This is a genomic window from Streptococcus sp. GMD5S (genome assembly GCF_000298715.2).
GTDB lineage: Bacteria > Bacillota > Bacilli > Lactobacillales > Streptococcaceae > Streptococcus.
In genome coordinates this window covers 17,650-42,793 of the sequence record NZ_AJRG02000018.1, presented here as the reverse complement: position 1 = coordinate 42,793, position 25,144 = coordinate 17,650, and the positions used below count along the sequence as shown (strand labels likewise).

At 44.1% G+C, this 25,144-nt stretch carries 26 protein-coding genes; 2 read left to right on the top strand and 24 right to left on the bottom strand.

Annotated features, from left to right (window positions below; genetic code table 11):
* From GMD5S_RS0208300 to GMD5S_RS0208190, 23 genes are all read right to left on the bottom strand, one after another.
* The coding region (locus GMD5S_RS0208300; RefSeq protein WP_016893831.1) for a hydroxymethylglutaryl-CoA reductase, degradative at positions 1-1,141 on the bottom strand (1,141 nt) is incomplete at its 3' end.
* A complete protein-coding gene (locus tag GMD5S_RS0208295; protein WP_008292874.1) occupies positions 1,141-2,313 on the bottom strand; it encodes a hydroxymethylglutaryl-CoA synthase in 1,173 nt (390 codons plus the stop codon). The genes GMD5S_RS0208300 and GMD5S_RS0208295, both read right to left, overlap by 1 nt.
* Before the next feature lie 118 nt (positions 2,314-2,431).
* Positions 2,432-2,887: a threonine/serine exporter family protein gene (locus tag GMD5S_RS0208290; RefSeq protein ID WP_000176902.1), complete on the bottom strand. Its 456-nt coding sequence runs from the start codon at positions 2,885-2,887 to the stop codon at positions 2,432-2,434.
* A 1-nt stretch (position 2,888) separates the two neighbouring features.
* On the bottom strand, positions 2,889-3,647 hold the full coding sequence (locus GMD5S_RS0208285; protein WP_000344545.1) for a threonine/serine exporter family protein: 759 nt from the start codon (positions 3,645-3,647) through the stop codon (positions 2,889-2,891).
* Positions 3,648-3,733: 86 nt separating this feature from the next.
* Positions 3,734-5,632, bottom strand: coding sequence for a Stk1 family PASTA domain-containing Ser/Thr kinase (gene pknB, locus GMD5S_RS0208280; protein ID WP_000614523.1), 1,899 nt, complete (start codon positions 5,630-5,632; stop codon positions 3,734-3,736).
* Positions 5,629-6,369 (bottom strand): Stp1/IreP family PP2C-type Ser/Thr phosphatase, encoded by a 741-nt coding sequence (locus GMD5S_RS0208275; protein WP_000401527.1) that lies wholly within the window; start codon positions 6,367-6,369, stop codon positions 5,629-5,631. The genes pknB and GMD5S_RS0208275 overlap by 4 nt, the downstream gene beginning before the upstream one ends.
* A gap of 15 nt (positions 6,370-6,384) precedes the next feature.
* Positions 6,385-7,698, bottom strand: a complete 1,314-nt coding sequence (gene rsmB / locus GMD5S_RS0208270; protein WP_008292878.1) for a 16S rRNA (cytosine(967)-C(5))-methyltransferase RsmB — start codon at positions 7,696-7,698, stop codon at positions 6,385-6,387.
* Positions 7,691-8,626 carry a methionyl-tRNA formyltransferase gene (gene fmt, locus GMD5S_RS0208265; protein ID WP_000163667.1) on the bottom strand — a complete coding sequence of 312 codons (936 nt, stop codon included), beginning with the start codon at positions 8,624-8,626 and terminating at the stop codon, positions 7,691-7,693. Before fmt ends, rsmB begins: the two co-directional genes overlap by 8 nt.
* A 12-nt stretch (positions 8,627-8,638) precedes the next feature.
* Positions 8,639-11,035: a primosomal protein N' gene (locus tag GMD5S_RS0208260; protein WP_000951903.1), complete on the bottom strand. Its 2,397-nt coding sequence runs from the start codon at positions 11,033-11,035 to the stop codon at positions 8,639-8,641.
* Positions 11,036-11,100: 65 nt separating this feature from the next.
* A complete protein-coding gene (gene rpoZ / locus GMD5S_RS0208255; RefSeq protein ID WP_002874282.1) occupies positions 11,101-11,415 on the bottom strand; it encodes a DNA-directed RNA polymerase subunit omega in 315 nt (104 codons plus the stop codon).
* 24 nt (positions 11,416-11,439) lie between these two features.
* A complete protein-coding gene (gene gmk / locus GMD5S_RS0208250; protein ID WP_000775041.1) occupies positions 11,440-12,066 on the bottom strand; it encodes a guanylate kinase in 627 nt (208 codons plus the stop codon).
* 134 nt (positions 12,067-12,200) lie between these two features.
* Positions 12,201-13,814 carry a ribonuclease Y gene (locus GMD5S_RS0208245; protein WP_000404959.1) on the bottom strand — a complete coding sequence of 538 codons (1,614 nt, stop codon included), beginning with the start codon at positions 13,812-13,814 and terminating at the stop codon, positions 12,201-12,203.
* Positions 13,815-14,017: 203 nt separating this feature from the next.
* Positions 14,018-15,115, bottom strand: coding sequence for a nucleotidyltransferase (locus GMD5S_RS0208240; RefSeq protein WP_000156368.1), 1,098 nt, complete (start codon positions 15,113-15,115; stop codon positions 14,018-14,020).
* Positions 15,115-15,849: a hypothetical protein gene (locus tag GMD5S_RS0208235; protein ID WP_000896960.1), complete on the bottom strand. Its 735-nt coding sequence runs from the start codon at positions 15,847-15,849 to the stop codon at positions 15,115-15,117. The genes GMD5S_RS0208240 and GMD5S_RS0208235 overlap by 1 nt, the downstream gene beginning before the upstream one ends.
* A gap of 8 nt (positions 15,850-15,857) precedes the next feature.
* Complete coding sequence (locus GMD5S_RS0208230) at positions 15,858-16,598, bottom strand: class I SAM-dependent DNA methyltransferase (protein WP_000257063.1); 741 nt, start codon at positions 16,596-16,598, stop codon at positions 15,858-15,860.
* A 178-nt stretch (positions 16,599-16,776) separates the two neighbouring features.
* Positions 16,777-17,130, bottom strand: a complete 354-nt coding sequence (gene rsfS, locus GMD5S_RS0208225) for a ribosome silencing factor (RefSeq protein WP_001003010.1) — start codon at positions 17,128-17,130, stop codon at positions 16,777-16,779.
* Positions 17,131-17,724, bottom strand: coding sequence for a bis(5'-nucleosyl)-tetraphosphatase (symmetrical) YqeK (yqeK, locus tag GMD5S_RS0208220; protein ID WP_000331211.1), 594 nt, complete (start codon positions 17,722-17,724; stop codon positions 17,131-17,133).
* Positions 17,724-18,353, bottom strand: coding sequence for a nicotinate-nucleotide adenylyltransferase (locus GMD5S_RS0208215; RefSeq protein WP_000963714.1), 630 nt, complete (start codon positions 18,351-18,353; stop codon positions 17,724-17,726). Before GMD5S_RS0208215 ends, yqeK begins: the two co-directional genes overlap by 1 nt.
* Before the next feature lie 51 nt (positions 18,354-18,404).
* Complete coding sequence (yhbY, locus tag GMD5S_RS0208210; RefSeq protein WP_000060169.1) at positions 18,405-18,716, bottom strand: ribosome assembly RNA-binding protein YhbY; 312 nt, start codon at positions 18,714-18,716, stop codon at positions 18,405-18,407.
* A gap of 214 nt (positions 18,717-18,930) precedes the next feature.
* A complete protein-coding gene (gene yqeH, locus GMD5S_RS0208205) occupies positions 18,931-20,037 on the bottom strand; it encodes a ribosome biogenesis GTPase YqeH (protein ID WP_000391190.1) in 1,107 nt (368 codons plus the stop codon).
* 2 nt (positions 20,038-20,039) lie between these two features.
* Positions 20,040-20,567, bottom strand: coding sequence for a YqeG family HAD IIIA-type phosphatase (locus GMD5S_RS0208200; RefSeq protein WP_000963734.1), 528 nt, complete (start codon positions 20,565-20,567; stop codon positions 20,040-20,042).
* Between the two features lie 17 nt (positions 20,568-20,584).
* Positions 20,585-21,493, bottom strand: coding sequence for a magnesium transporter CorA family protein (locus tag GMD5S_RS0208195; RefSeq protein WP_000899715.1), 909 nt, complete (start codon positions 21,491-21,493; stop codon positions 20,585-20,587).
* 57 nt (positions 21,494-21,550) lie between these two features.
* The gene (locus tag GMD5S_RS0208190) at positions 21,551-22,111 is read right to left on the bottom strand and encodes a mechanosensitive ion channel family protein (RefSeq protein ID WP_001150572.1); all 561 of its coding nucleotides are present in this window, start codon (positions 22,109-22,111) and stop codon (positions 21,551-21,553) included.
* Between the two features lie 149 nt (positions 22,112-22,260).
* Between GMD5S_RS0208190 and sstT the strand changes: the two genes are divergently transcribed.
* Positions 22,261-23,472, top strand: a complete 1,212-nt coding sequence (gene sstT, locus GMD5S_RS0208185; protein ID WP_000821319.1) for a serine/threonine transporter SstT — start codon at positions 22,261-22,263, stop codon at positions 23,470-23,472.
* A 49-nt stretch (positions 23,473-23,521) separates the two neighbouring features.
* On the top strand, positions 23,522-24,475 hold the full coding sequence (locus GMD5S_RS0208180; RefSeq protein WP_000060054.1) for an aromatic acid exporter family protein: 954 nt from the start codon (positions 23,522-23,524) through the stop codon (positions 24,473-24,475).
* Between the two features lie 102 nt (positions 24,476-24,577).
* Here the strand turns inward: GMD5S_RS0208180 and GMD5S_RS0208175 are convergent, their stop codons facing one another.
* On the bottom strand, positions 24,578-25,120 hold the full coding sequence (locus tag GMD5S_RS0208175) for a T6SS immunity protein Tdi1 domain-containing protein (RefSeq protein WP_000892204.1): 543 nt from the start codon (positions 25,118-25,120) through the stop codon (positions 24,578-24,580).
* Positions 25,121-25,144 lie beyond the last annotated feature (24 nt).

The following is a 25,144-nucleotide window of genomic DNA, read 5'->3' as shown; positions in this document are numbered from 1 at the left end:
ACTTCATGTGACCTTGCTGGATGCCCGTACTCACCAAGGCTTTGAGGGCCGCAAAGTTTTGGGCGAGACCGATAGAAACGATAATCTGAGCTAATTCCTTGGCAGAAGGATTTCCTAGTAGTTCATGACTGAGAGCTACACGTGGGTTGAGACCGATAGAGCCACCCTTGGTCGCTACCGGCACGGGTAAGGTCATCTCACCGACCAATTCTTCTGTGTCCCTATCTAGACTCCATCGACTGAGACCTTGATAGCGCCCGTCTCGACTGGCAAAGGCATGGGCCCCAGCTTCGATAGCACGCCAGTCATTACCCGTGGCGATTAAAATGGCATCGATACCATTAAAAATCCCTTTATTGTGAGTAGCTGCTCGGTAAGGATCTGCCTGCGCAAACTGGCTAGCCAAAGCTATTTTCTCTGCTATTTCTCTGGCTTCATCCTTTTGTCGGCTCAAGTAGCGAAAGGCGATACGACAGCTTGCTGTCACCAGAGAATCGGTCGCGTAGTTGGACAGAATCCCCATGAGGCTCTGTCCCTGACTGAGTTCTTCTAAGACTGGCTTCAAGGCTTCTAGCATGGTATTGAGCATATTGGCCCCCATGGCTTCCTGGGTATCGACATGAAGATAAACAACGAGAAAGTCTGTTTCACCTTTGATCTGCTCTACATGCAAATCACGCGCCCCACCACCACGTTTGACGATAGAAGGATAGGCTTGATTGGCAAGTTCCAAGAGTTCGGCTTTCTTGCTGGCAATCTTCTCTTGCGCTTGTTCAGGATCAGCAACTTGATAAAGGGCCACCTGACCGATCATCTGGCGCTCATGTACTTGAGCAGTAAAGCCACCTGCTCGCTTGATGATTTTGCTGGCATAGCTGGCCGCAGCAACCACTGAGGGCTCTTCTGTCACATAAGGAACTGTGTAGTCCTGACCATTCACCAAAAGTTCTGGAATGATCGAATAAGGCAGAGAAAAAGTTCCCACCACATTCTCACTCAGCTGATCTGCAACCGCCAAGCTGACTTGTTCATCCTGCTCCAGACTCGTTTGCCTTTCAGGACTAAGGAGCGCCTGAGCTTGTAACAACTCAAGGCGCTCATGGTATGATTTTTTAGAAAATCCATTCCAACTTATCTTCATTATTTTTCAACCTTGCTATAACGGCGTTGGTGGTCGACAATTTCAACCAAGGCATAGTCTTGATGTTCATAACCTGCAAATTGGGCTGAACCAGACTCATCCAACTGCACCTCTTCGAAGAAGACTTTTTCATAGTTTGCAACAGACAATGTTGTACGTTGTTTAAGTTTACTCAAGCGATCCTTATCAAGATAAGTTTCATAACCTTCTACCAGCTCTCCACTAAAGAACTCTGAAACCGCTCCACTTCCGTAACTGTAGAGGGCAATTTTATCTCCAGCCTTCAAAGTCTCTGCATTTTCCAAAAGAGAAAGGAGGCCGAGGAAGAGAGAACCTGTGTAGATATTTCCAATCATCTGACTGTAGAGAATGGACTTGTCAAAGTTTTCTTGCAGACTATCCTTTTTCTCTTGAGATAAGTTCTTGTCCATCATCTTGCGCAAGCCTTTTAGGGCCAACTTAGGATAAGGCAAGTGGAAGCAGATAGCCGCAAAGTCATCCATAGTCCAGTCATAGCGTTTCTTATATTCATCCCAAGTCGTTGTCAGGCAATCAAGATACTGTTGGGTCGAGTACATGCCGTTTACATAAGGAGTGCTTGAGTAGTTCGGACGCCAGAAATCCATGATGTCTCTCGTTTGGGCAACATTATCATTGTTAAAGGCCATGATGCGTGGATTTTGAGTGATTAGCATCGCCACACTTCCAGCACCCTGAGTTGGTTCACCTGGAGTTCCCACACCATACTTGGCAATATCACTGGCAATGACCAAAACCTTAGACTCTGGAGAATTTTCCACATGCAATTTAGCATAATGAAGGGCAGCTGTCGCTCCATAGCAGGCTTCTTTGATTTCAAAGCTACGGGCGAAAGGCTGAATGCCTAACAAGCCATGAACAAAGACTGCCGCTGCCTTACTCTGGTCAATCCCTGACTCGGTCGCCACGATGACCATATCGATTTCTTCTTTTTCTTTGTCTGATAAAATAGAGTTGCTTGCACTAGCTGCCAAGGTAACAATGTCCTCAGTCAGTGGCGCAATACTAATTTCATTTAACAAGAGTCCCTTGCTAAATTTTTCGGGGTCAACTCCCCTCGCTTCTGCTAAGTCTTGTAATTTCAAGACATATTGACTGGTCGCAAAACCAATCTTATCAATACCGATTGTCATATTTACCTCTGTTTTTTCATTCATTGTAAAAAATCGTTTCATTCTATTTTATCACAAATAGGGACAAAAGAGAGAAAAAAGACTTGATTCAACAAATCAAGTCTTTGCTTTGATTGTATTAGGAAGAGATTCCTCGTTGTTTTCGGATGTAGTAATAAAGCTTTAAAATCACCGTTCCACTTGCCATTCCAATAGAAATAACAAGAGCTAACATAACCACCAAAGTCGCGCTGGCAATAGCATGGCTGTAATCGCCTGTCACAAAGAAAGCTGTCGTTCGATAGGATAAATAACCCGGCACCAAGGGGGCAAGAATGGCCAAGACAAAGACCACCGCTGGTGTCTTATAGACAATACTTAAAATCTGACTGATGCAAGAGCCAATTACTGCTGCGATAAAGGTCGCAATAATAACATTGGTTGGTTCTTTGAGCACGAGATAGAGGAGCCAAACGCCCATTCCCAAAATACCACCAGGTAGGAGCATGGAGCGTTGAACATTCAGTACGATTAGAAAGGTGATGATGGCGAGTAAACTCGCTACTGCTTGGAGTAAAATACTTGTTAGAGTCATCTTATGTCATCAAAACTAGGGCGACGGAGGTACCGGCCCCTAAAGCGAGGGTAATGAGCAGGGATTCAAACATCTTGCTCATACCAGAGTTGATATGGTTGGTCATGATATCCCGTACCGCATTTGTCAGAGCAATCCCTGGAACAAAGGGCATGACCGCTCCTGCTATAATCAGGTCTGCTGTCGAAGGAAAGCCTGTATAGCGGGCCCAGAACTGGGCGATCAAGCCGAAAACAAAGGCACCTGCAAAGGCCGTTACAAAAGGAATGCGGACAAACTTCTCGACATAGAGAGAGAAGGCAAATCCAAATAAAGTTGCAATAGCTGCACCAAAAGCGTCATAAACATTGCCCCCAAACATAATCGAGAAGAAAGGGGCACTGAGGGTCGCTGCTACAGTCACTTGGAACTTGGTATAAGGAAGAGCTTGATTTCTGATTTCCTTCAGCTTTTGAAAGGCTGTAGAAAGATCAATCTGGCCACCAACAAGCTCTCGTGATACCTGGTTGACATCGCAGACTTTTTCAATGTTATAAGAGGATGACGTCACCCGTTTCATCCGAGAAATATTGGTGTTTTCAATAGAAAAGAAAATAGCTGCGGGCATGGCAAGAACATTGCAATCCATTATTCCCTGCGAATGGGCAATACGGATCATAGTATCCTCAACCCGATGAATCTCTGAGCCACTTTTCAGGAGAATGGTTCCTGCTAGCATAATCACATCAATGACGGCATTCAACTCTCTCGATTCGTCCATTTTCTCCTCCTTTTTCTACTCCCTATATTTTATCACAAAATCTTGTGAAAAAAAATCTTTGTCATGAAATCATGACAAAGATTCGTCTAATCTCGAGAACTTTCGTGAGATCCTTCACTATTGGATGAACTGCTAGAAGGAGTGTTCCCTTGTTGATTTCCTTGTTGGTTCCCCTGGTTTGGACTTGTAGGAGAACCCTGGTTCCCACGTTGGGCAGGATTAGAGGATGAAGTTGACGGTGGTGTTTTCGGTTTGTAAATGGAAAGTTTGATACGCGTACTTGCAAGATCAACCAGTTCTCCTGCTTTTGGCGTTTGATCTACAACCGTGCCCTCTTTTGTTCCTTCAGGAGTCGATACTTCTACAACCTCAATATTTGCTTCCTTCACACCGACAATCTGAGTCAAGTTATTCTTTGTAAACTCGAGACTTGAACCAATGTAGTTCGGCATGCTGACACTAGTCACCTTCTTAGCCACTGTTAAGGTAATCGTAGTAGCTTTTGAGAGATCATAGGTCGAACCCGATGCAGGGGTCTGTCTGAGGACGGTTCCAGGTTCGCTTTCGCTGGATTCTTCCTCTTCCATCTTGATTAGATTTTCAGGAACCTTCTTCTCCTTGAGTTCAGCTACAACTTCCGTATACTTACGTCCGACATAATTGCTCAATTGGAAGGATTGCTTACCAGAAGAAACAATCAAATTGACCTTGGTTCCTTCTTTTCGGCCGCTACCAGCTTCTGGATCCGTTCGAATAACACGTCCTTCTGCTACGGTATCGCTGGCCTCTGACTTTTCTTCACCGGCTTCAAACTTGGATTTTTTAAGAGCTTCCTTAGCCTCTGCAACGGTTTGTCCAGCTACGTCAGGAATAGCAATCGTTGCTGGTGTCCTTGACAAAATCCAAACCAAAGAGGCTGCAACCAATAGAAGACTGGCCAAAAGAATCATATAGCGAGCCTTAAACTTCCGTTTCTTGGCTGGTTTTGGCGCTGGAGCCGGTTCTGCCACTGGTTGAGTTGGTTTCTTTGGCTGAGGGCGTTCTTCTTGCGCCGGAGCTTTAGGAATCGATGTCAGTGTACTTTGTGGAACTTTAGGCAAAGTCTTAGTATCTGCCTTACTCGCATCGTCAAAGACCAGTTTCGGTTCATTGCGACGATTATAAGACAAGCTAGTTGACAAGTCCACATACATTTCCGAAACAGACTGATAACGATCTGACAGCTTCTTAGCAGTCGCCTTGATGACAACATTTTCCAAAGCCTGAGGGACAGATGGGTTTTCAGCTATGACGGACGGAAGTGGCTTCTGGAAATGCTGGAGGGCAATCGTAACTGCGCTATCCCCATCATAGGGGATATGACCTGTCAGCATTTCATAGAAGATGATCCCCATTGCATAGATATCACTCTGGAAGGTCGCTTTAGAACCACGCGCTTGCTCAGGTGACAAATAATGAACAGAGCCTAACATTGAGTTTGTCTGGGTCAGACTGGTCTCTGCAAAGGCTACGGCAATCCCAAAGTCCGTGACCTTAGCTGTGCCGTCAGGTGTCAAGAGGATATTTTGAGGTTTCAAATCCCGGTGAACGATTCCTCGAGTATGGGCTAAGCGCATGGCCAAGAGGATTTGCCCCATAATCCGAACTGCTTCTTCATTTGAAAGAGGATAGTGTTCTTTGATATAACGCTTGAGGTCAAGGCCTGCTACGTATTCCATAGCCAGGTACTGTTGACCGTCTTCCTCACCAATATCTGTTATCCGAACGATATGAGGATGGTCCAGATCCGCCATGGCTCTCGCTTCGCGCTGAAAACGTGCCACAGCAATCGGGTCCGTCTGGTAGTTGGTCCTCAGGACCTTCACTGCCACTTCTTCCCCGTCTAGGATCAAATCCTTGGCCAAGTAAACATCTGCCATGCCTCCTCGACCAATCTGCTTGACAATCCGATACCGCCCGGCAAAAATCTTGCCGATTTGGATCATTCTGCTGCCTCCTCGTTCATGTAAACAAGGGCAACCGTAATGTTGTCTAAACCTCCTGCATTGTTAGCGAAGCGAATGAGGGTTGCCGCCTTGTCTGCTAGGGAAATATCACTGGTTACGATATCATAAATCTCGCTTGCCGAAATCATATTGGTCAAACCATCACTATTGAGCAAGAGATAATCTCCTGACTCCAATGTAATCATCCCAAAATCTGGCTGGATTTCATCCTTTTGTCCGATAGACTGGGTAATGATATTCTTTTGAGGGTGAGTTTCTGCTTCTTCTGGAGTCAATTGACCAGCCTTGAGCAATTCATTGACCAAAGAATGGTCACTCGTCAACTGGTGGTATTCTTCTCCACGAATCAAACCGATACGAGAATCTCCAATGTGAGCATAGATGGCTTGGTTGTCAATAAACGCAACAGCTTCTAGCGTTGTTCCCATACCTCTGTAGGCTTCGTCCTGACCTAGTTGATGAATTTTTTGATTTTCAATCTCCAGGTAGTGGGCAAACCACTCACGAACTTCATTGACTGAGTCAATTTGGGTATCCACCCAAGCCACACCAAGGTCTGTTACGGCCATCTCACTAGCGATATTTCCTGCACGGTGCCCTCCCATCCCGTCAGCCAAGATGATCATAGTGCGTCCTGCTCGGTTGACAAAGTGATTGACATAGTCCTGATTATTTGTCCGTTTCTGACCAACATCTGTTAATAATGCTATTTCCATTGTGTCAGTTCCTTCCTATTCTGATATCTTGCGAAATTGGCTGATAAAAAATCCATCACTTCCATACAATTCAGGAGTGATCAGGATGCAGCCATCTTTCAGGATATCTTTACATTCGTGTTCTAGTTTAACCTGCTCGAACTCGGGATGACTTTCTAAAAACGCCTCAACGACTTGAAAGTTCTCCTCAGAGACAATAGTACAGGTACTATAAGTTATTATACCACCTTTACGTAGCGTTTGACAAACACTACCTAATATTTCCAGCTGAATTTCCTGTAAGGATGTGAAATCTGCTGTTTCTTTATTGTATTTGATGTCTGGTTTGCGACGTAAAAGTCCAATTCCAGAACAGGGAGCATCTACTAAAATCTTATCAAAAGAGTCCCGACCGAAAAACTCATGCACTTTTCTGGCATCCAATTTTTGCGTTTGCACTCGATCTGCCACACCCAGACGCTCCGCATTTTCTTGGATCAAGTCCAACTTATGGTCATACAAGTCCAGAGCCGTCACCTTACCAGATGTGAGGTAAGAAGCCATATGAGCTGTTTTCCCACCCGGAGCGGCACAGGCATCTAGGACCTGTTCATCACCTTGTAGATCAAGAGTCGGAGCAACCAGTTGACTGGACTCATCTTGGATGGTAATGGCCCCTTCTGCGAACAAATCATGTCCTGCAAAGTGGCCTTGCTCCTTGACCAGACCAGTGGCCGCTAAAGGGGAATCGGTCGCCTCTAACAAAGCTTTGATTTCCTCTTTTCGGCTCAAGTTGGTCACCCGGATGCTAGCTTTGTTGCGCACCAAGAGACTTTTAAAGATGGCTTGTGCTCTCTCTTCACCGTACTCTTCCTTGAGCTTAGATACTAGCCAAACTGGGAGAGAATAGGCAATGGAATCACGCTTGTTTTTACGTTTGATACTGTCAATGTCTGGCCAGCCTTCTCGCAAAATACGACGCAGGACAGCGTTGACCAATTTTTCACTGCCTTTTTTACGGGCTTTAGCTAGCTCTACCGCTTCATTGACTACAGCGTGATTAGGAATCTTATCCAAATACCGAAGTTGGTAGGCACTCAGAAGGAGCAGGATATAGAGCCAGTTATCTAGCTTATCCCGGTCTTCGATAAAGTGGGACAGGTACCATTCCAGAGTCAGTTTTCGGGCTACCGTACCGTAGACAATCTCTGTCACCAAACCCTTATCTGCTACTGAGAGTTGACTCCCCTTGAGGTGTTTGTTTAAAGCAATATTCGAATATGCTTGGTTGACTAGAACATCCTCTAGCACTGCTAGAGCTAGACTTCTAGCCGTTTCTACTTTAGTCACCAAATCGTTCTCCTACAGTCAAAGTACGACCAACTCCGTTGAGGAAGGAAGCGATGTCCATCTTAGGCTTGCCTGCTGGCTGCACTTGTTTGAGAGATAGAGCTCCTTCAGCCGTTGCGACGATCAATTCCTTTTTACCAATTGAGAGGATCTCACCTGGAGCTCCCTGACCTTTTACTGGCAGGGCTTCATAAATCTTAAAGCGGTCGCCCTTAAGGAAAGTATGAGCAACAGGCCACGGATTCATCCCACGGATTTGGTTGAAAAGTTGGCGATTGGTTTTAGTCCAATCCAGTTTCTCTTCTTCTGGCTTGATATTTGGCGAGAAAGTGACTTGACTAGGATCCTGTGGTTCAGGTTGGATTTCTCCTGTTAGGTAGCCAGGTAGCGTATCCAAAAGCAAATCACGACCAACAATCGCCAATTTTTCAAACAAGGTACCAACATTGTCCTCATCTGTGATGGGAATACTGCGACGGGAAATCATATCTCCTGCATCCATTTCTTTAACCATTTCCATAATGGTCACACCAGCTTCCTCATCTCCTTGAATCAAGGCATAATGAATGGGAGCGCCACCACGGTGTTTGGGAAGAAGGGAAGCGTGAACGTTAACCGCAAAGTCCATGCTATCAAGAAGTTTACTTGGGAGAAACTGCCCAAAAGCAGCGGTCACAATCCCATCTGCTCCTAAATTCATAATAGCTTCCAGCTCTGGGCTTCCAGATAATTTTTCTGGTTGGTAGATAGGAAGGCCTGCTTCTTTAGCAGCCTGCTTGACTGGGGTTTCTTGGACCACTTTTTTACGGCCGACAGCGCGGTCTGGCTGGGTCACAACAGCTAGAATCTCGTAACGATCATCTGATAACAAACCCTTCAAAACTGTCGCTGAAAAATCAGGTGTTCCCATAAAGATTAGTTTTGTCATTTCTTCTCCTTCTTATAAAAACTGCTGCGGTTCGTGGTCAATGCTGAGACGAAGCTCGCTATTTTCACGTTCTTGAGTCAAGGCCAAGACCTGGTTAAGAGTTGGTCCCAGCTCATCTTCTAAACGGTATTTAATCAAAATCTGGTAATGATAAAGGTTGTGGGTACGGGCAATGGGTTTTGGTGTCGGTCCAAGGATTTTACTAGTTTCCGATAAACCTGATCGCAAAATTCCCATAACTTCATAGGCACGTTTGACAACCTCTTCTTCTTTCTTGTGAGAGAGGGTAATCCCAATAGTGAAATAATAAGGCGGATAGCCGAGTTGGCGTCTGATACTCATTTCATAGGCATAAAAACCTTCGTAATCCTGATCTTTTGCAAAACGAATGGCATAGTGTTCTGGATTGTAAGACTGGATCAAGACCTGCCCAGCCTTTTCCGCTCGACCTGCACGACCAGCCACCTGGGTCAAGAGTTGGAAGGTTCTCTCAGAAGAACGGAAATCAGGCAGATTCAAGGCCGTATCCGCATTGAGCACTCCGACCAAGGTCACATTTGGGAAATCCAAGCCCTTGGCAATCATCTGAGTTCCCAGCAAGATATCCGCTTCCCCTTGACCAAACTGGTCAAGAAGAGCTTGGTGACTACCTTTCCTGCGGGTCGTATCCACATCCATCCGCAGAATGCGAGCCTGAGGAAAGAGCTCTGCCAGCTCATCGTAAGCTTTCTGAGTCCCCGTCCCGTAGTAGCGAATGCTGCGACTCTGACAGTTGGGACAGACATGAGGAATTCCCTTAGAAAAGCCACAGTAATGGCAGTTCATGGTCTTGGTATCCATGTGGAGAGTCAAAGAAATGTCACAGTTGGGGCAGCTATCTACCGTCCCACACTCTCGACACATAACAAAGCTAGAATAACCCCGACGGTTGAGCATGAGGACTACCTGCTCTTTTTTATCCAGACGGTCTTGGATGGCCTCTAGCAAAGGAGGCGTAAAGTTTGATGTCTCATTTTGTCCGATATAGTCCCGAAAGTCAATCACTTGAACCTCTGGAATCGTAGCCATAGGATTGGCTCGTTGGGTCAGACGTAAGTGGTGATAGACACCTTTTCCAGCACGGGCACGACTCTCAAGGCTCGGTGTGGCAGACCCAAGTACGAGAGCTGCTTGATTGTACTGGGCCCGTAGAATGGCGACCTCTCTAGCATGGTAACGTGGATTGCTATCTTGCTTGTAACTAGCTTCATGTTCTTCATCGATAATGATGACACCTAGATTTTTCAAAGGAGCAAAGATAGCTGATCGAGCGCCAACAACAACTTGGGCATCTCCGCGTTCAACCTTGCGCCATTCATCGTACTTTTCACCATTGGACAGACCTGAGTGAAGAATAGCCACTTTCTCACCAAATCGAGCAATAAAACGCTCCGTCATTTGTGGCGTCAGAGAAATCTCAGGCACCAGCAAAATAGCCGTCTTACCCTTATCCAAGGCCCCTTGGATGATCTGCAAGTATACCTCTGTTTTCCCACTTCCTGTAATCCCTTGAAGGAGGAATGGAGGCTGTTGATTGCCAATAGCACTGACAACCGCATCACGAGCTTGTCTTTGCTCTGGGTTCAGCTCCAAAGGTGTACTTGCTTCAATGCCTTCAAAATAAGCAGCTGAACGTTGCACTTCCTTTTGGACTAGAGTTAAAGCTCCTTGCTCCACAAAAAAGTTGACTTGCTCCCGTGAGTAGGATTCTAACAAGCTAGCCAGAGGAGCACTTTCAGGATGAGACAGCAGATAATCTCTCAGCTCTGCCTTTTTCTTAGCACGCGCAGAAATCTCAATCCGCTCTAGCTGAGTAGCATCAACCTCATACCAAGACTGGGTCTTGACCTTCTTTTGATCGACTGCCTGGTATTCTAAACGGAGTAGCCCTTTTCTAGTCAAGCGCATCATTTCTGCCTGTTTGGCCAAATCTAGAGAAGAAAAGGCGAGCGAAGCTTCTGAACCAAACAAACGCTCTCGGTCTGCCTGACTGAGACCTTCTAAAGGATAAAGAATCTTATCATAACTGGAGTTTAAAAATCCCGGCAACATGGCTTTTAGAATGGAGATTTTATAAGAAAAGACAGACTTGCGTAACTCCTCAGCCAGCCAGAGTTGCTCTTGAGTCAAGACGGGAGAAAAGTCTAGCACCTCTGCAATCTCCTTCAAGTCCTGACCTTCCATCTCTTCATCCGACTGGGACTCCAGGCCAAGCACAATCCCTTGTATCAAACGATTACCCTTTCCGAAGGGGACATGAACCCGCATACCGACTTCCAGCATCTCTACAAATTCCTCAGGGACCTTATAACTATAGGGCTGGTCCGTCTGCATAAGGGGAACATCCACAATAATCTTTGCGATTGCCATCTTCTCACCTCCTCCTTGTCAGTACATTCTTGCAATAGAAAAAATAAGATTGAGTCCCCCCAACCTTAAATTTTTTCACCATCTTCTTTTTCTTTAGCGATTTGCTCTTTGATTTTCTTTTCTTCTTCTTCTTTGCGGCGTTTTTCTTCTTCGATACGGAGACGAACCGCTTCACGTTTTCCTTCTGGATCTGGGTGAATGGTTACATTTCCAGACTCGATTTCTTCCAAAGCACGAAGAGTTGATTTTTCAGACTTAAACTCTTGAGTTGCTGGCGCTCCTGCTTCTAGTTCGTGGGCGCGTTTTGCTTCCAAGATTACGAGTGAATATTTTGATGGTACCTTGTCCAGCAAGGTATCAATAGAGGGTTTTAACATCATTTGCTTGTACCTGTTTCCTATAGTTTATCGAGTAGTTGGAGATTTTGGCAACATCTCCTGGTAGTGACCAATGACACGGTCCACACGGAAGTGTTCTGCTTCGATTACACGCTTGACACGTTCAGCAGCGAGGGGCACCTGATCGTTGACAATGGCATAATCATACTCACGCATGAGGGCAATTTCTTCCTTGGCTTTTTCGATTCGTTGGGCAATCACTTCAGCACTATCTGTACCACGACCTACCAAACGATCTTGCAATTCATCCAAGTCTGGTGGCGTTAAAAAGATAAAGACAGCATCTGGAACCTTTTTCTTAACCTGAAGGGCTCCTTGGACTTCAATCTCAAGAAAGACATCGATTCCCTTATCTAGGGTTTCGTTGACATAGGTCAGAGGAGTTCCATAGTAGTTACCGACATATTCTGCATATTCCAACATCTGGCCTTGACGGATCAGCTCTTCAAACTCTTCCCGAGTACGGAAGAAATAGTCCACTCCGTCCACTTCACCAGGACGTTGCGCGCGCGTCGTCATCGATACAGAATATTGAAATTGATTCTCAGAACTCTCAAAAATCTCTCTTCTAACCGTTCCTTTCCCAACTCCTGAAGGACCAGAAAAAACGATTAGCAAGCCTCGGTCTGCCATTATGTCTCCTTTAGTTAGTCTGTGAAATAAAGCGAAATTTCTCTCGGATACTGATAATAGTGTCAATTATCCTTCTACAGTCTTTCTATCTAGTGTAACAAAAAAGCAGTAATATTTCAACTGCTCTTTCTTATTTATTTAGCATAATCTACTGCACGAAGCTCGCGAATCACGGTTACCTTGATATTTCCTGGGTAATCGAGATTGTTTTCAATTTTCTCACGAACTTTGTGAGCCAAGATTGTGACTTTGTCGTCTTTGATTTGTCCTGGATTAACCATGATACGAATCTCGCGTCCTGCTTGAAGAGCAAAGCTGTTTTGCACTCCTTCAAAGCCATTGGCGATTTCTTCCAAGTCATGGAGACGCTTGATATAGCTTTCAAGCGATTCACTACGAGCACCTGGACGCGCTGCACTCAAGGCATCTGCTGCAGCAACGATCACTGCAATGACGCTTTCGGCTTCGACATCGCCGTGGTGGCTAGCAATGGTATTCACTACAACTGGGTGTTCCTTGTACTTACGAGCCAACTCTGTACCAATCTCAACATGGCTACCTTCAACCTCGCGGTCAATAGCTTTCCCGATGTCATGAAGGAATCCAGCACGACGGGCAAGAGCTGCATTTTCACCAAGTTCACTGGCGATGATACCAGATAACTTAGCAACCTCAATCGAATGACGCAAGACATTTTGTCCATAAGAAGTACGGAACTGCAAGCGTCCCATAATCTTCATCAAGTCTGGATGAAGGTTTGGCGCACCAATCTCATAGGCAGCAGCCTCACCGTATTCGCGGATCTTATTGTCAATCTCTTGACGGTTTTTCTCCACCAACTCCTCGATACGAGCTGGGTGGATGCGGCCGTCTTTGAGCAACATTTCCATGGTCATACGAGCAATTTCACGACGAATCGGATCAAATCCTGACAAGGTTACCACTTCTGGCGTGTCGTCAATGATGACATCTACCCCTGTCAAACTTTCAAAGGTACGAATATTACGTCCTTCACGACCGATAATGCGTCCCTTCATGGTATCATCTGGTAGGTGAACTGTCGAGTTTGTTGACTCTGCTACATAGTCACCAGCGATACGCTGCATAGCCTGAACCAAGATATCTTTCGCAATCTTGTCTGAACGTTCCTTCACTTCTTGCTCAGCCTCACGAATGCGGCTAGCAATTTCCTTGGTTAAGTTTTCCTCTGTCTGAGCCAAGATAATATCTCGAGCCTCAGTTTGGGAAAGGGAACCGATACGTTCAAGTTCAGCTTCTTTTTGTCTTTCGACTTCCTCTAATTGCTCTTCACGTGCATCAAGGTTTTTTGCTCTATCAGAAATACTTTGTTCTTTTTGTTCAAGTGTTTTTTCTTTGTTCGTCAAATTGTCGTCCTTACGGTCAAGGCTCGTAGCTCTCTCCGTCAAACGACTTTCAATTTGCTTGAGCTCCTGACGTTCTGACTTAAATTCAGCGTCCACTTCTTCACGGTATTTTCTGGCTTCCTCTTTGGCCTCCAATAGTGCTTCTTTTTTAAGAGACTTGCTTTCGCTCTTGGCTTCATTTAGCAATAAATCCGCTTCGCGCTCAGCTTGTCCTCGTAAATTAGTTGCTTCTTGTTCAGCATTTAGAAGCATCAACTCTGCAGCCTCTTGAGATGATTTCATCTTAGCTGAGATGCTGACATATCCAATGACTAAACCTATGATGACGGCAAAAACAGCAATCGCAAGTGTCATGATTTCCATGTTTTTACCTCATTAAATTTGTTTATCGAATGACATACATTCCTTAATATTCTATCATAAAAAAACAATTTTCACAAACCCAAATTGAAGAGTTTTGTGTGAATTTTAGAAGAAAGTTCTGAAATCACAAAACAAACTTTCTAACTCTTAAAAATGACATTTTCATTAAAACATACAATAAAAAAGCCTACCTTTCAGTAGACTTAGTTTAATTCTATTTTGATAGGCACTCTGCCAAAATTCTGCTCTGCTATACTTGGGTGTCCTAGTTGGTAAATCTGGTCTGCCTTTTGAGTCATAGCATCCCAAGGTTCTTTGCCAATTCGGCTGACTAGATGGACCTGCTCTTTCAGTGACTTGAGATGTTGTCTGCCTTTTTCGGTAAAGCCAAGGACATGAATGGCTTCTGGCAAGTCGCTTTCTCTAGCCTGCACCAGGATATAGGTCAAGAGGCGTCTGACACGCGCCTTGGTGTAGCGTTTGGTCGCAACCGCCTCGACCAATTCGTCAACAGACTGAGCCTTCTTGATAGCATCCTTGATGCGCACAGCCATTTCTTGATTGACCTGATAGATGGTCGTTAGGTCTGGATTTGACAAGATTTGATAGCGGAGCAAGGGAAAATAGTCCTCCCAGCTCACCTTACTGGCCTGCTCAAAGAGGTCAACAGAAGGCATAAAGCATTCTAAGAAATCTTTGTCCCTCTGGTGCTGACGGAGGGCTGTCGCCGAGGCAAAGTCCACATCCTTGTCCACAGAATGATACCCCGCTCCCTGACGTTGAATCGACTCAAGCTTGATGTTTCGTCCTGCAACCGCCTTGGCATAGGCCAGAGCAAGGACATGATTAGGCGTGTTGCCTGAAAAATCTAGACCTGCAAATTCCTTCCACATAGCTTGGGTTTTCTGAGGGTAGGAGAGTGAATCAGGTAGATTTTCCACAAAACTCTCCATCTCAGCACCTCGCTCTGTGTATAAGTCAGCAATTTTCTGATAATCCAGAACTTCCTCTGTCCCAAAAGCTAGCCTATCAATGCCCAACCGAGTCAAGATATCCACAGCTCCTTGTCCAAAGAAATCCGCTGCTTGTAAACTGGCTAAAAAGGGCAATTCCACTACCAAGTCCGCTCCATTCTCTAGTGCCATTTGAGCCCGTGTCCACTTGTCAACGATAGCCGGCTCGCCCCTCTGCATGAAATTTCCAGACATGGCAACGATTTTCAGCCCATCTGCTTGTTCTAGCAGGTATTTGTGGCCATTATGAAAAGGATTGAACTCCGCGATAATACCGGTGATGGTCATTATTTTTTATCATCTCCCACTATTTTTATTAAAGAAATTATAATCTTCGATCCTGTTACACAAGAAGCCAGAAATAATGGAATAATTGCATATGCATCAATCTGTGTATTATAGTTTTTCAAATCCTCTAATGTGATAATATAAGCTACTATCACTATAGCAATTATAACGAGTGATACAATTAATTTCATCCAAATAAGATAATATTTCTGTAATTCGTTGAAAATATTTTTATCTCCTTTTGAAAGTTTATTATAAAGAGAGATAAAAAATAATATAATTAACATCGGAGCTAAAACAACTATTACATTTTGAACTAAATCTAAAACTCTATCCTTAAAATTGATTAAAGTATTTATAGAATTATATGTTATGTGCAAGATTTCCGCATATCTTATAGAAATATATGCTAAATTCATAGGAAATAGAAGATATTTTAAGACTTCAAATTTATTATCAATTTCATAATCTACAATCTTCTTTAAAAACAATAAAGGTTTTTTTAAAATTAAGAGAATTAACCATAATATTAAAGGAAATACAATAATAATGATTCCTAAAATTGATGCCAGACCTTTTTTCCAGTTGTCAAAAGATATGTTTTTATGTAAAAAATCAAAACTACTTTTAAATCCTGCTATTATTTCCGTAATTAATTTTACTCTAAATTTTATGCAGTAATATCCAAAATAAAATAAATTAAATACTAGTAAACAAAAGTCTCCTCCTGCCATATTTTCTCCTACTTCTGTGCGACAAAAAACCAACGTCTACTGGTCTCAGTCGGCTCCTTGTCCTCAAAGTCCGCATAGAGTTTGAAGGACTTGAAACCAGCCTGTTCCAGCAAAATATCATAGGTCAAGACTTCGTATGTACGCTCCTCGTGTACCTCATCGTGGCGACTAAAGGAACCATCAACCTCCTTGATAAAGAAAGTCAACTCATGCACGATAGAGTGAGGGGCTTCGTCCTCGTAGGTATCCCAGAGCATGGCAAAATCTTCCGCATTTTCATGGTAAGAATAGCCTGGAAAAACTTCATCTGTTTGGTAGGTCGAATGCACATCAAAGATAAAGACACCATCTTCGTTGAGGGCATTATATACTTCCTTAAAGACGTCCCCTACTTCCACCTCATCCTGCATGTAACAGATTGAGTCCGAATAACAAGTCACAAAATCGTATTTCCCTGCTTTGGACAAATCCAGCATATTGCCTTCCATAAAATCAATCTTTTGCTTGGCTGAAGCTGCTCTTTTCTCAGCAATCTTCAGCATATCCGCGCTCAAGTCCAGTCCAGTCACTTCAAAACCAGCCTGAGAAAAGCGCACAGACTGGATGCCTGTCCCACAAGCCAATTCCAAGAGTTTCTTTCTCTCCTTGGTCTTAGGCAAATGACGCAGAGAAAAATCCGTCCATTTGTCATATAAACTATCATCCATCACAGCATCGTATACAGCCGCAAAGGTTTCATATGTCGCCATAAATCATGATACCAAGTCCGCCCGTAATTCGATAGAAAATTAGGAGCCTGACGATGGAGCCGAGCTCCAAGAAAGGCTATCTATTTTCCGACGATTACAGGACGGGTTCAAATCCTTTCTATCACTTTCCTTTTAAAATAAGCAAAGAAACCCCGTTTACTGCAACTGAGTTCATCTCCTATACCAAGGCTTCTGAAATGTCTACTGAATCTGCCTCATGCCAGAGTTTTTCAAGGTTATAGTGGGCACGCATTTCTTCTGAGAAGATATGCACGACGACACCACCGAGGTCTAGCAAGACCCAGCCTCCAGCTGCATCACCTTCGACATGGCTGCCTTTAACACCAGCTTCGGCTACTTTTTCACGGATATTATCAGCGATAGCGTCCAACTGACGGCTATTCATCGAGCTAGTGATAACAAAGTAGTCTGTAACACTGGTCAAATCTTGTACATCAAGTGCCAGGATATCTTCCGCACGTTTCTCATCAGCCGCTTTCACGACTAGTTCTAGTAATTCTTTTTCGTTCATTTAGTCCTCTTTCAAAAAGTGCACAAAGGCGTTATAGGTTTCAATGGTTTGGGGATAGATGGGGAATCCCTGATGAGCTAGATGCTCCACGGTACGAGCTGTTTCGTAGGCCACTGCCTTATTGAGCGATAGCTCAGCAATTTCACGCGCCACATCCACACCTGGAAAGGCACGATTGTGCTCGATATAATCTGCGACGTAGATGACTTTATCTAGATCGGTCATCTGACCAGCACCGACTGTATGGATTTCAATAGCTCGCAGGATTTCTGGATTATGCAAATCCAAATCTTCCTGAATCTTGTAAATACCAACCATGCCATGCCAGACATTATTACCCCAATTTCTGAAGTCAGGGTCTAATTGGTAACGGTCAATCAAGTCTAGAAATTCCTGATCTGACAGCTTTTTAGCATAATCATGAAGAAGGCCTGCTAGACCCGCTTTCTCAGCATCGACTCCAAATCGCTGGGCGAGCTCTATAGCCGCACGCTCTACACCCAGACAATGGGTTAAGCGTTTTTCAGGTAGAAACTCTGCCATTTTTCCCAACAAAGCATCGCGAGAACAGTTGATATAGTCTTGATAGGCCATCAGTAGAGCCCCTCCTTCTCGATGTAGTCTAGCACTGGCTGAGGTAGGAGAAAGTTGGGTTTCCGACCTTGAGCAAGAAAGTCACGCACCATGCTGGAGGAAATATCCATGAGAGGCACATCCACCCAGATAACTGGATAGGAAGTCCCAGCCTTGTAGCGTGGGCGCTGAACCCCCACAAACTGAACCATGTCAACCAGTTCATCAATTCGGTACCACTTAGGCAGATAATCCACCATATCAGCCCCGATAATGAAGTAATAATCCGTATCTGGATGTTGCTCTGTCAAAATCTTCATAGTGTCGTAGGTGTAGGAAATGCCCTTGCGCTCCAGCTCAATAGTTTCAATGGCTAAGCCTTCAATCCCCTCAATCGCCAACTCAAGCATCTTGAGCCGATGGTGCTCGGGGATGGTTTCCTTTTTATCTACATGAGGTGGTTGGTATTCGGGCATAAGTAGGACCTGGTCCAGCCCCAACTGTTGTCGTACTTGGTCCGCCACAACAAGATGGGCATTGTGAACAGGGTTAAAATTCCCCCCTAAAATCCCGACTTGTTTGCGTTTTTTCTCCTTGATTTCTGGCTCCAACTCTACCTTGGTAAAGGGAGTCAATAATTCGATTGCCATAGGCTCGTCTTCCTTTAATTCTCTGTAAAAACAGTTGTTTGGAGTAGGTTTTTAGATTTCTTTAACTTTCTTGGAAATCTTGCGATTTTCTTTCTTGCTGGATTGTTTAAACAAGATCAAGATGCGTCCGATTTTTTGGACCGTATCCACACCGATTTCTTCTTCCAAGATTTCAGCTACTTCGTGGATGTTCTCATCTGTGTTTTGTAAGAGAGTAACCTTGATCAATTCACGCGCGTCAAGAGCTTGACGGACGCTGGTCTTGATTTGGTCGTTGAGACCATTTTTTCCAATTTGGATGATGGGTTTGAGGGTGTGTGCCTGGCTGTTGAGGAAGGCACGTTGTTTCGATGTTAATGACATAATCTTTCTTCCTTGATTTTTGATAGTTATTTTAGGTGGTGGGGGACGGTCGGAACTAATTTTCCAAAGATCTCATCTTTGAAAAATGGATTTCCTGACCTCACACTTGAGCCTAGGTCTCAAGTGTGCCCCTTGCCAATCTAACGATTGGCAATCACACCACGACAATAACTATCTTTTTATGAGCTCACTTTGTTCGCTCAGTGATTTTATTTTAAATAATTACTTTTCGTGTGACGACTGCGACGCCTTCTGGTGCCCAGACGGCGACTTTGGCGGTGCCTGTTACGCGGATCCAGCCGAGTCCTGAAATGACTAAGTCAGTCTTGTCCTTGATGGTAAATACATGCTGGACTAATTTTGGAAAATCTTCTTTCTCCTTGCTATTTGGTGGTGTCAGAAGGGTTCCTAGGTGCTTGTCGTAAAAAGCACTAGCGCCTTCTAGCTTGGTACGGTGGAGTTTGAGTTCATTGTCAAAGAAAGCTGTGAATCCTTGCTTTTCTCCTGATATGAAGTCAAAGCGTCCAAGACCACCTAAAAATAGGGTTTGTTCAGGATTAAGCTGATAGGTTTTGGGCTTAATTTCCTTTTTAGGGCTGACATACTTGAGATTTTTAGCCGTCAAGTAGTGGGCCATCTGGTGACGGTGGATGATTCCCGGCGTATCGTAGATATAAGATCCATCGTCAAGCGGAATCTCAATCTTGTCCAAGGTTGTTCCTGGGAATCGTGAAGTCGTGATGACATTCTGGTCACCCGTGATTTCTTGGATAATTGCATTGATGAGAGTTGATTTTCCAACGTTGGTTACCCCAACTACGTAGACATCGCGGCCCTTACGGTAGTGTTCAATCTTGTCAATGACTTCCTTAATAGCATGCTTATTCTGTGCTGAAGTCAGGACGACATCCACTGGACGAAGTCCTTCTTCGTGGGCACGCTCCATCAGCCACTGGCTAATCTTGCCCGGTTTAACAGACTTGGGCAGGATATCTTTTTTATTTCCCACCAAGAGGACATCATTGCCCGATACAAAGCGCGGTAAGCCTGGGATAACTGATCCATTGAAATCAAAGATGTCAATGACATTCACTACCAAGGCATCACTGTCTCCCACCTCGTGCAAGAGCTTGAGAAAATCATCGTCTGTCAACTGGACATCTGTGATTTCATTGTAATGGCGGAGACGAAAACAGCGTTGGCAATAAACTTCGCCAGTCTCCAAACCTTTTTCAAGTGCCGACTGGGGAGTAAATCCAAGACCAGCCTTGTCTGTCGTCTGAATGGTTGCTCCACATCCAATACAGAGAATTTCTTCCATAGTTAAATTCCTTTTTTATATGTAATCGGTCCGTACTTTTCAGTGATTTTTCGTATGACACGGCGCTCGCGAGCTCGGTTAATCTGCGTTTTGATGGAGTCGTGTTGGACCAAGGGTTTGACTAAGATCGAGCGAATGCCTGCACGATGTGCTGCTCGTATATCCGTCATGAGCTGGTCGCCGACCATGACCACTTCATTTTTCTCATAGTGGAATTCCTTCATGGCACGGTCAATCCCAAATGTGAAGGGCTTCAGAGCCCAATAAATGTAATCAATCCCAAATTTCTCAACTGCTCGTTGGACCCGTTTTTTGGTGTTATTTGAGACCACGATGATGCGAATACCTGCGTCCCGAAGGTCATGTAGCCATTGCTTCATCTCTGACGTCCCATCAGGGTTGTTCCAAGCAATGAGGGTATTGTCCAAATCGACCAAAACAGCCTTGATACCATGCGCTTGCAGGCTTGGGACTGTCAGATCATAAACTGCTTCCACAGCAAAGTCTGGCATATAATTTTCAATCGCCATTCTGGCTCCTTTTCTTTTTAATTTCTAGCAATATTCTTTAAATATTGGGCTAAGACTACCCATAAAATGAGACTAGCTATCAAAATATAAATCCAAGCATTTGGTTCATCTGCAAACGGTAAGGGAACATTCATTCCGAAGAATCCTGTAATAACTGCAAGGATAGCTAGCAAGACTGAGATAATGGTCAAAGTTGTCAAATTATCATTTAGATTATTATTTAGGATGTTGTTGTAAGAGGCTGAGAGTTGTTGCAAAACTTGAGAAATCAAGTCTGTCATCGAAACCAACTGATGTGCTTCAATCATGGCATCGTCAAACTGCTCTCTTTCTACCTCATTAAAATTGCGATAAAGAGCATGCCCTTGGATATGTTCCAAGAGGAGACGATTTTGTTTGGCAGCTGCTGTCAGGTAAACCATACCAGTTTCCAAGTCAGAGAGGGCAAAAAGATTTTTTTTAGTTGTTTTTTGACGAAGAAGTGCACTGATTTCATCCTTACTTTTATCCATTTCTTCAATAACTGGATAATAAGCATTGCTTATAATCTCTAAACTGGCAAAAAGAAATTTGTAGATTGAAACAACTTCATGGCTTTCAAGGTAGGTTGCCATACGTTTAATCACATAACTATTCTTGTGATTGCTAATTGTGATCAGCCGTTGTTTTTCAACGATAAAGGTCATCGGAATCGCTTCATAATATTCTTTGTCTTTTTCTAAGTCAAGAACATTATAAATGAAGGTTACCGTTCCCGTTTCACGGTGATAGTCCATGTGGGCACGCTCATTTCTATCCAGAGCATACTCAATGGTTTCCTTGTCCAATCCATAGACATCCGAAAGGTCTTCCATGTTTTTAATCTTGTCCACATCAAGGTCTATCCATGTACAATCGTGACCTAATTTTTTCTCTACAAATAGCATACTCTCTCCTTTACCAAACTCCTTCTATTGTACCACAAATCTGCTAAAATAGCCGGCCTATTCAGTACGAGATAGATTGCTGACGACGGTGATATTACGATTGGGAACAAAGTGGAGGGCTTGATCGTCACCTCGCAGTTGCGTTGTACGGATCCCTACGCTAACGACCTTTCCAGAAACGGTAATCGGTCCATTTGTGAGAACCACTTCATCACCCACATCAAGCTGGCGTTCAAAAAGAATGAAGAAGCCATTGATAACATCAGATAGAAAGCCTTGCGCCCCCATACCAATGGCCACCCCAGCAATCCCCGCACCAGCAAGGAGGCTCGAAACTGGCAAACCTAAAATAGACAGGATACAGTAGAGCAAGAAGAAATAAAGAATGTAGTTAAAGACATTCTCTAGCAAACGAGAAATGGTCTTTTGCCTTCCTGCATCTCGATTGGAAAATTTAAGTGAGGGCTTGACAATCTTTCGTACAGTCGCATGAAGCATCTTTTTAGCTATATAAAATAGCAAAAACAAAATCAAAAGAGAAATCACCTTGGTTAAGAGATTCTCTAACATGGTTGTTAAGTCAAGTTTATCAAAATAGCGTTGAAAAAAATCTTGCATATAAAACTCCTTTTTCCTATTATACCATAAAATCGCCCTTCTCTTTTCTTTCATAATTATTCAATTATCATCTCTATTTTTATAATATCACTTGCCTCTATAGCATATTTATACTATAATTATAAACAATACATTTGAAGGAGACTGCTATGAAACGAATCATTAGAGCCTGGACCAAGGCAAGCCTCATCAAACGAATCCTTATTGGAATGATTTTTGGAGCGACATTGGGGATGCTCTTTCCAAACCTTACAGGAATTGGTCTGCTTGGAGATCTCTTTGTAGGCGGACTGAAAGCTATCGCTCCTATTCTAGTTTTTGCTCTTGTTGCCAATGCCCTTTCCCAGCACCAAAAGGGGCAAAACACCAATATGAAGACGGTTATTTTCCTATACTTGCTTGGAACCTTTGCTGCTGCATTGGTGGCCGTTCTAGCTAGTTTCTTACTGCCTGTGCAAATCACCCTGACCAGTGCAAATACAGAAGTTGCTGCTCCTGACGGTATCGGTCAAGTCCTCAGCAACCTCTTGCTCAAACTGGTGGACAATCCCTTGAATGCCATTGTTGAGGCCAATTATATCGGAATTCTCTCTTGGGCAGTCATCTTTGGCTTGGCTATGAGAGAGGCAAGTAAACACAGCAAAGAATTACTGAGAACCATGGCGGATGTCACCTCTAAAATTGTCGAATGGATTATCAACTTAGCTCCCTTTGGGATTTTAGGCTTGGTGTTTAAGACCATCTCTGACAAGGGCATTGCCAGTCTGGCCAACTACGGTGTCCTCCTAGGACTCTTGATTGCTACCATGGCCTTTGTAGCTCTCATCGTCAACCCACTCATCGCCTTTCTCTTTATGAGGAAAAATCCCTATCCCCTTGTTTTGAAATGCCTACGTGTCAGTGGTATTACAGCCTTTTTCACTCGTAGCTCTGCCGCCAATATCCCTGTCAATATGAAACTCTGTCAAGACTTGGGACTGAATCCTGATACCTACTCTGTCTCCATCCCGCTTGGTTCGACTATCAATATGGCTGGCGCTGCTGTTACCATAAATGTCCTGACTCTAGCTGCTGTCAATACACTCGGAATCTCGGTAGACTTTGGGACAGCATTTGTGCTCAGTGTAGTGGCTGCCATTTCTGCCTGCGGTGCTTCCGGGATTGCTGGGGGATCCCTTCTCCTCATTCCTGTCGCTTGTAGCCTCTTTGGGATTTCCAACGACTTGGCTATGCAGGTTGTCGGAGTCGGTTTTGTGATCGGTGTCGTTCAAGACTCCTGCGAAACAGCCCTGAACTCTTCAACAGATGTCCTCTTTACAGCGGTTGCCGAGTATGCTACAAACCGAAAACTTCGCCCCTAGTCTCTGACTCCTCGTTAAACACTTGATTCTATTAGTTTAGGAAATTTTCATGTCCCTCACTCAACGTACGACCAAACTGATCTTAGCGACCTGTCTCGCTTGTTTTCTCGCTTATTTTTTAGATTTATCATCAGCAGTTTCAGCTGGAATTATCGCTCTCTTAAGCCTCTCCGACACACGCAGAAGCACGCTGAAATTAGCACGTAACCGCCTTTTTTCCATGCTCCTAGCGCTCGCTATCGGTGTTCTAGCCTTTCAGCTGACGGGCTTTCACATCTGGAGTCTGGGCCTCTATCTGGCTCTCTATGTCCCTTTAGCCTATAAAATGGGCTGGGAAATCGGCATCACACCTAGCAGTGTCTTGGTCGGTCATCTCTTGGTACAGGAGTCTACTTCTCCAGCTCTCTTGCTCAATGAAGTGCTCCTCTTTCTCATCGGGACAAGCTTTGCTCTGTTGGTCAACCTTTACATGCCCTCTCGGGAAAAGGCCATTCACAGCTATCACCTTCAGGTCGAAGAAAAGTTAAAAGACATCCTGCTTCGCTTTAAATACTATCTGTCACGAGGAGACGGACGCAATCAAGCCCAACTCGTTGACGAATTAGACAAGCTCCTCGATGAAGCTCTCAAACTGGTCTATCTGGATCATTCGGACCATCTCTTTCACCAGACGGACTACCACATCCACTACTTTGAGATGAGACAGCGACAAAGTCGCATCCTGCGAAATATGGCCCAGCAGATCAATACCTGTCATCTGGCCGCAAGTGAGAGTTTGATCTTGGCCCAGCTCTTTTCAAAGATTGCTGCCCAGCTAAGCCAGACCAATCCTGCTCATGACCTACTTGATGACATCGAACGCTATCTGCAAGTCTTCCGCAATCGGAGTCTCCCTAAAACACGTGAGGAGTTTGAAACCCGTGCTACCCTCCTGCAGCTACTACGCGAAGCCGAAACCTTTATCCAGGTCAAGGTCGATTTTTACCAGAAATATGGAAACTAGAATGCAAAGAACCTCAGAGGAAGTCCTCTGAGGTTCTTTTGTTTTGCATTTGGAAGGGAATTTTATTCCCTCACACTGTTCTCAAAAAAGAAATAGCAACTCCTAGTCGTCCATTACTCCGCCTGTAAGTTGGTACATGAGGTAAATGTGCTCCAAGACTTTTACCTTATCCATGTGGTCTACATCTTTTACGCCTCCCAAGGCCAGCAAAGGAACAAAACCGAAACACTCATCGTAGGCTAATTGACCATGTTTGGCGACCGCTTTTTTGTAGAGTGGAATATCGAAATAATCGTCTTTGAAATCTTCATCATCAACATACTCTATGAAACGGTCCATACGCTTAATCATAATATCCAAATCTTGAATATTATATTGGACAATTCCCACGTAGGTATTCTTTTCCCAAGTAATAATATCTCCAAATGCTGTTACAAACATAGGAAAAGCGACATCTCCTCTGAAATAACTATCTTGGAGAAGTTCAAGATAATCCTCTGGATTAATCACCTTCAAATAACCATCTAAAAAGGTTCCCAGACCATCCTCCTGCCAAATTTGAACCAACTCAGCTGGAACTTGATTTTTATATTTTTCAATAACATCTTTGGGCATATCTGCCACTTTTATAAAGTTTTCTAACATTTTTTCCTCCTTTTTCAGTTTATA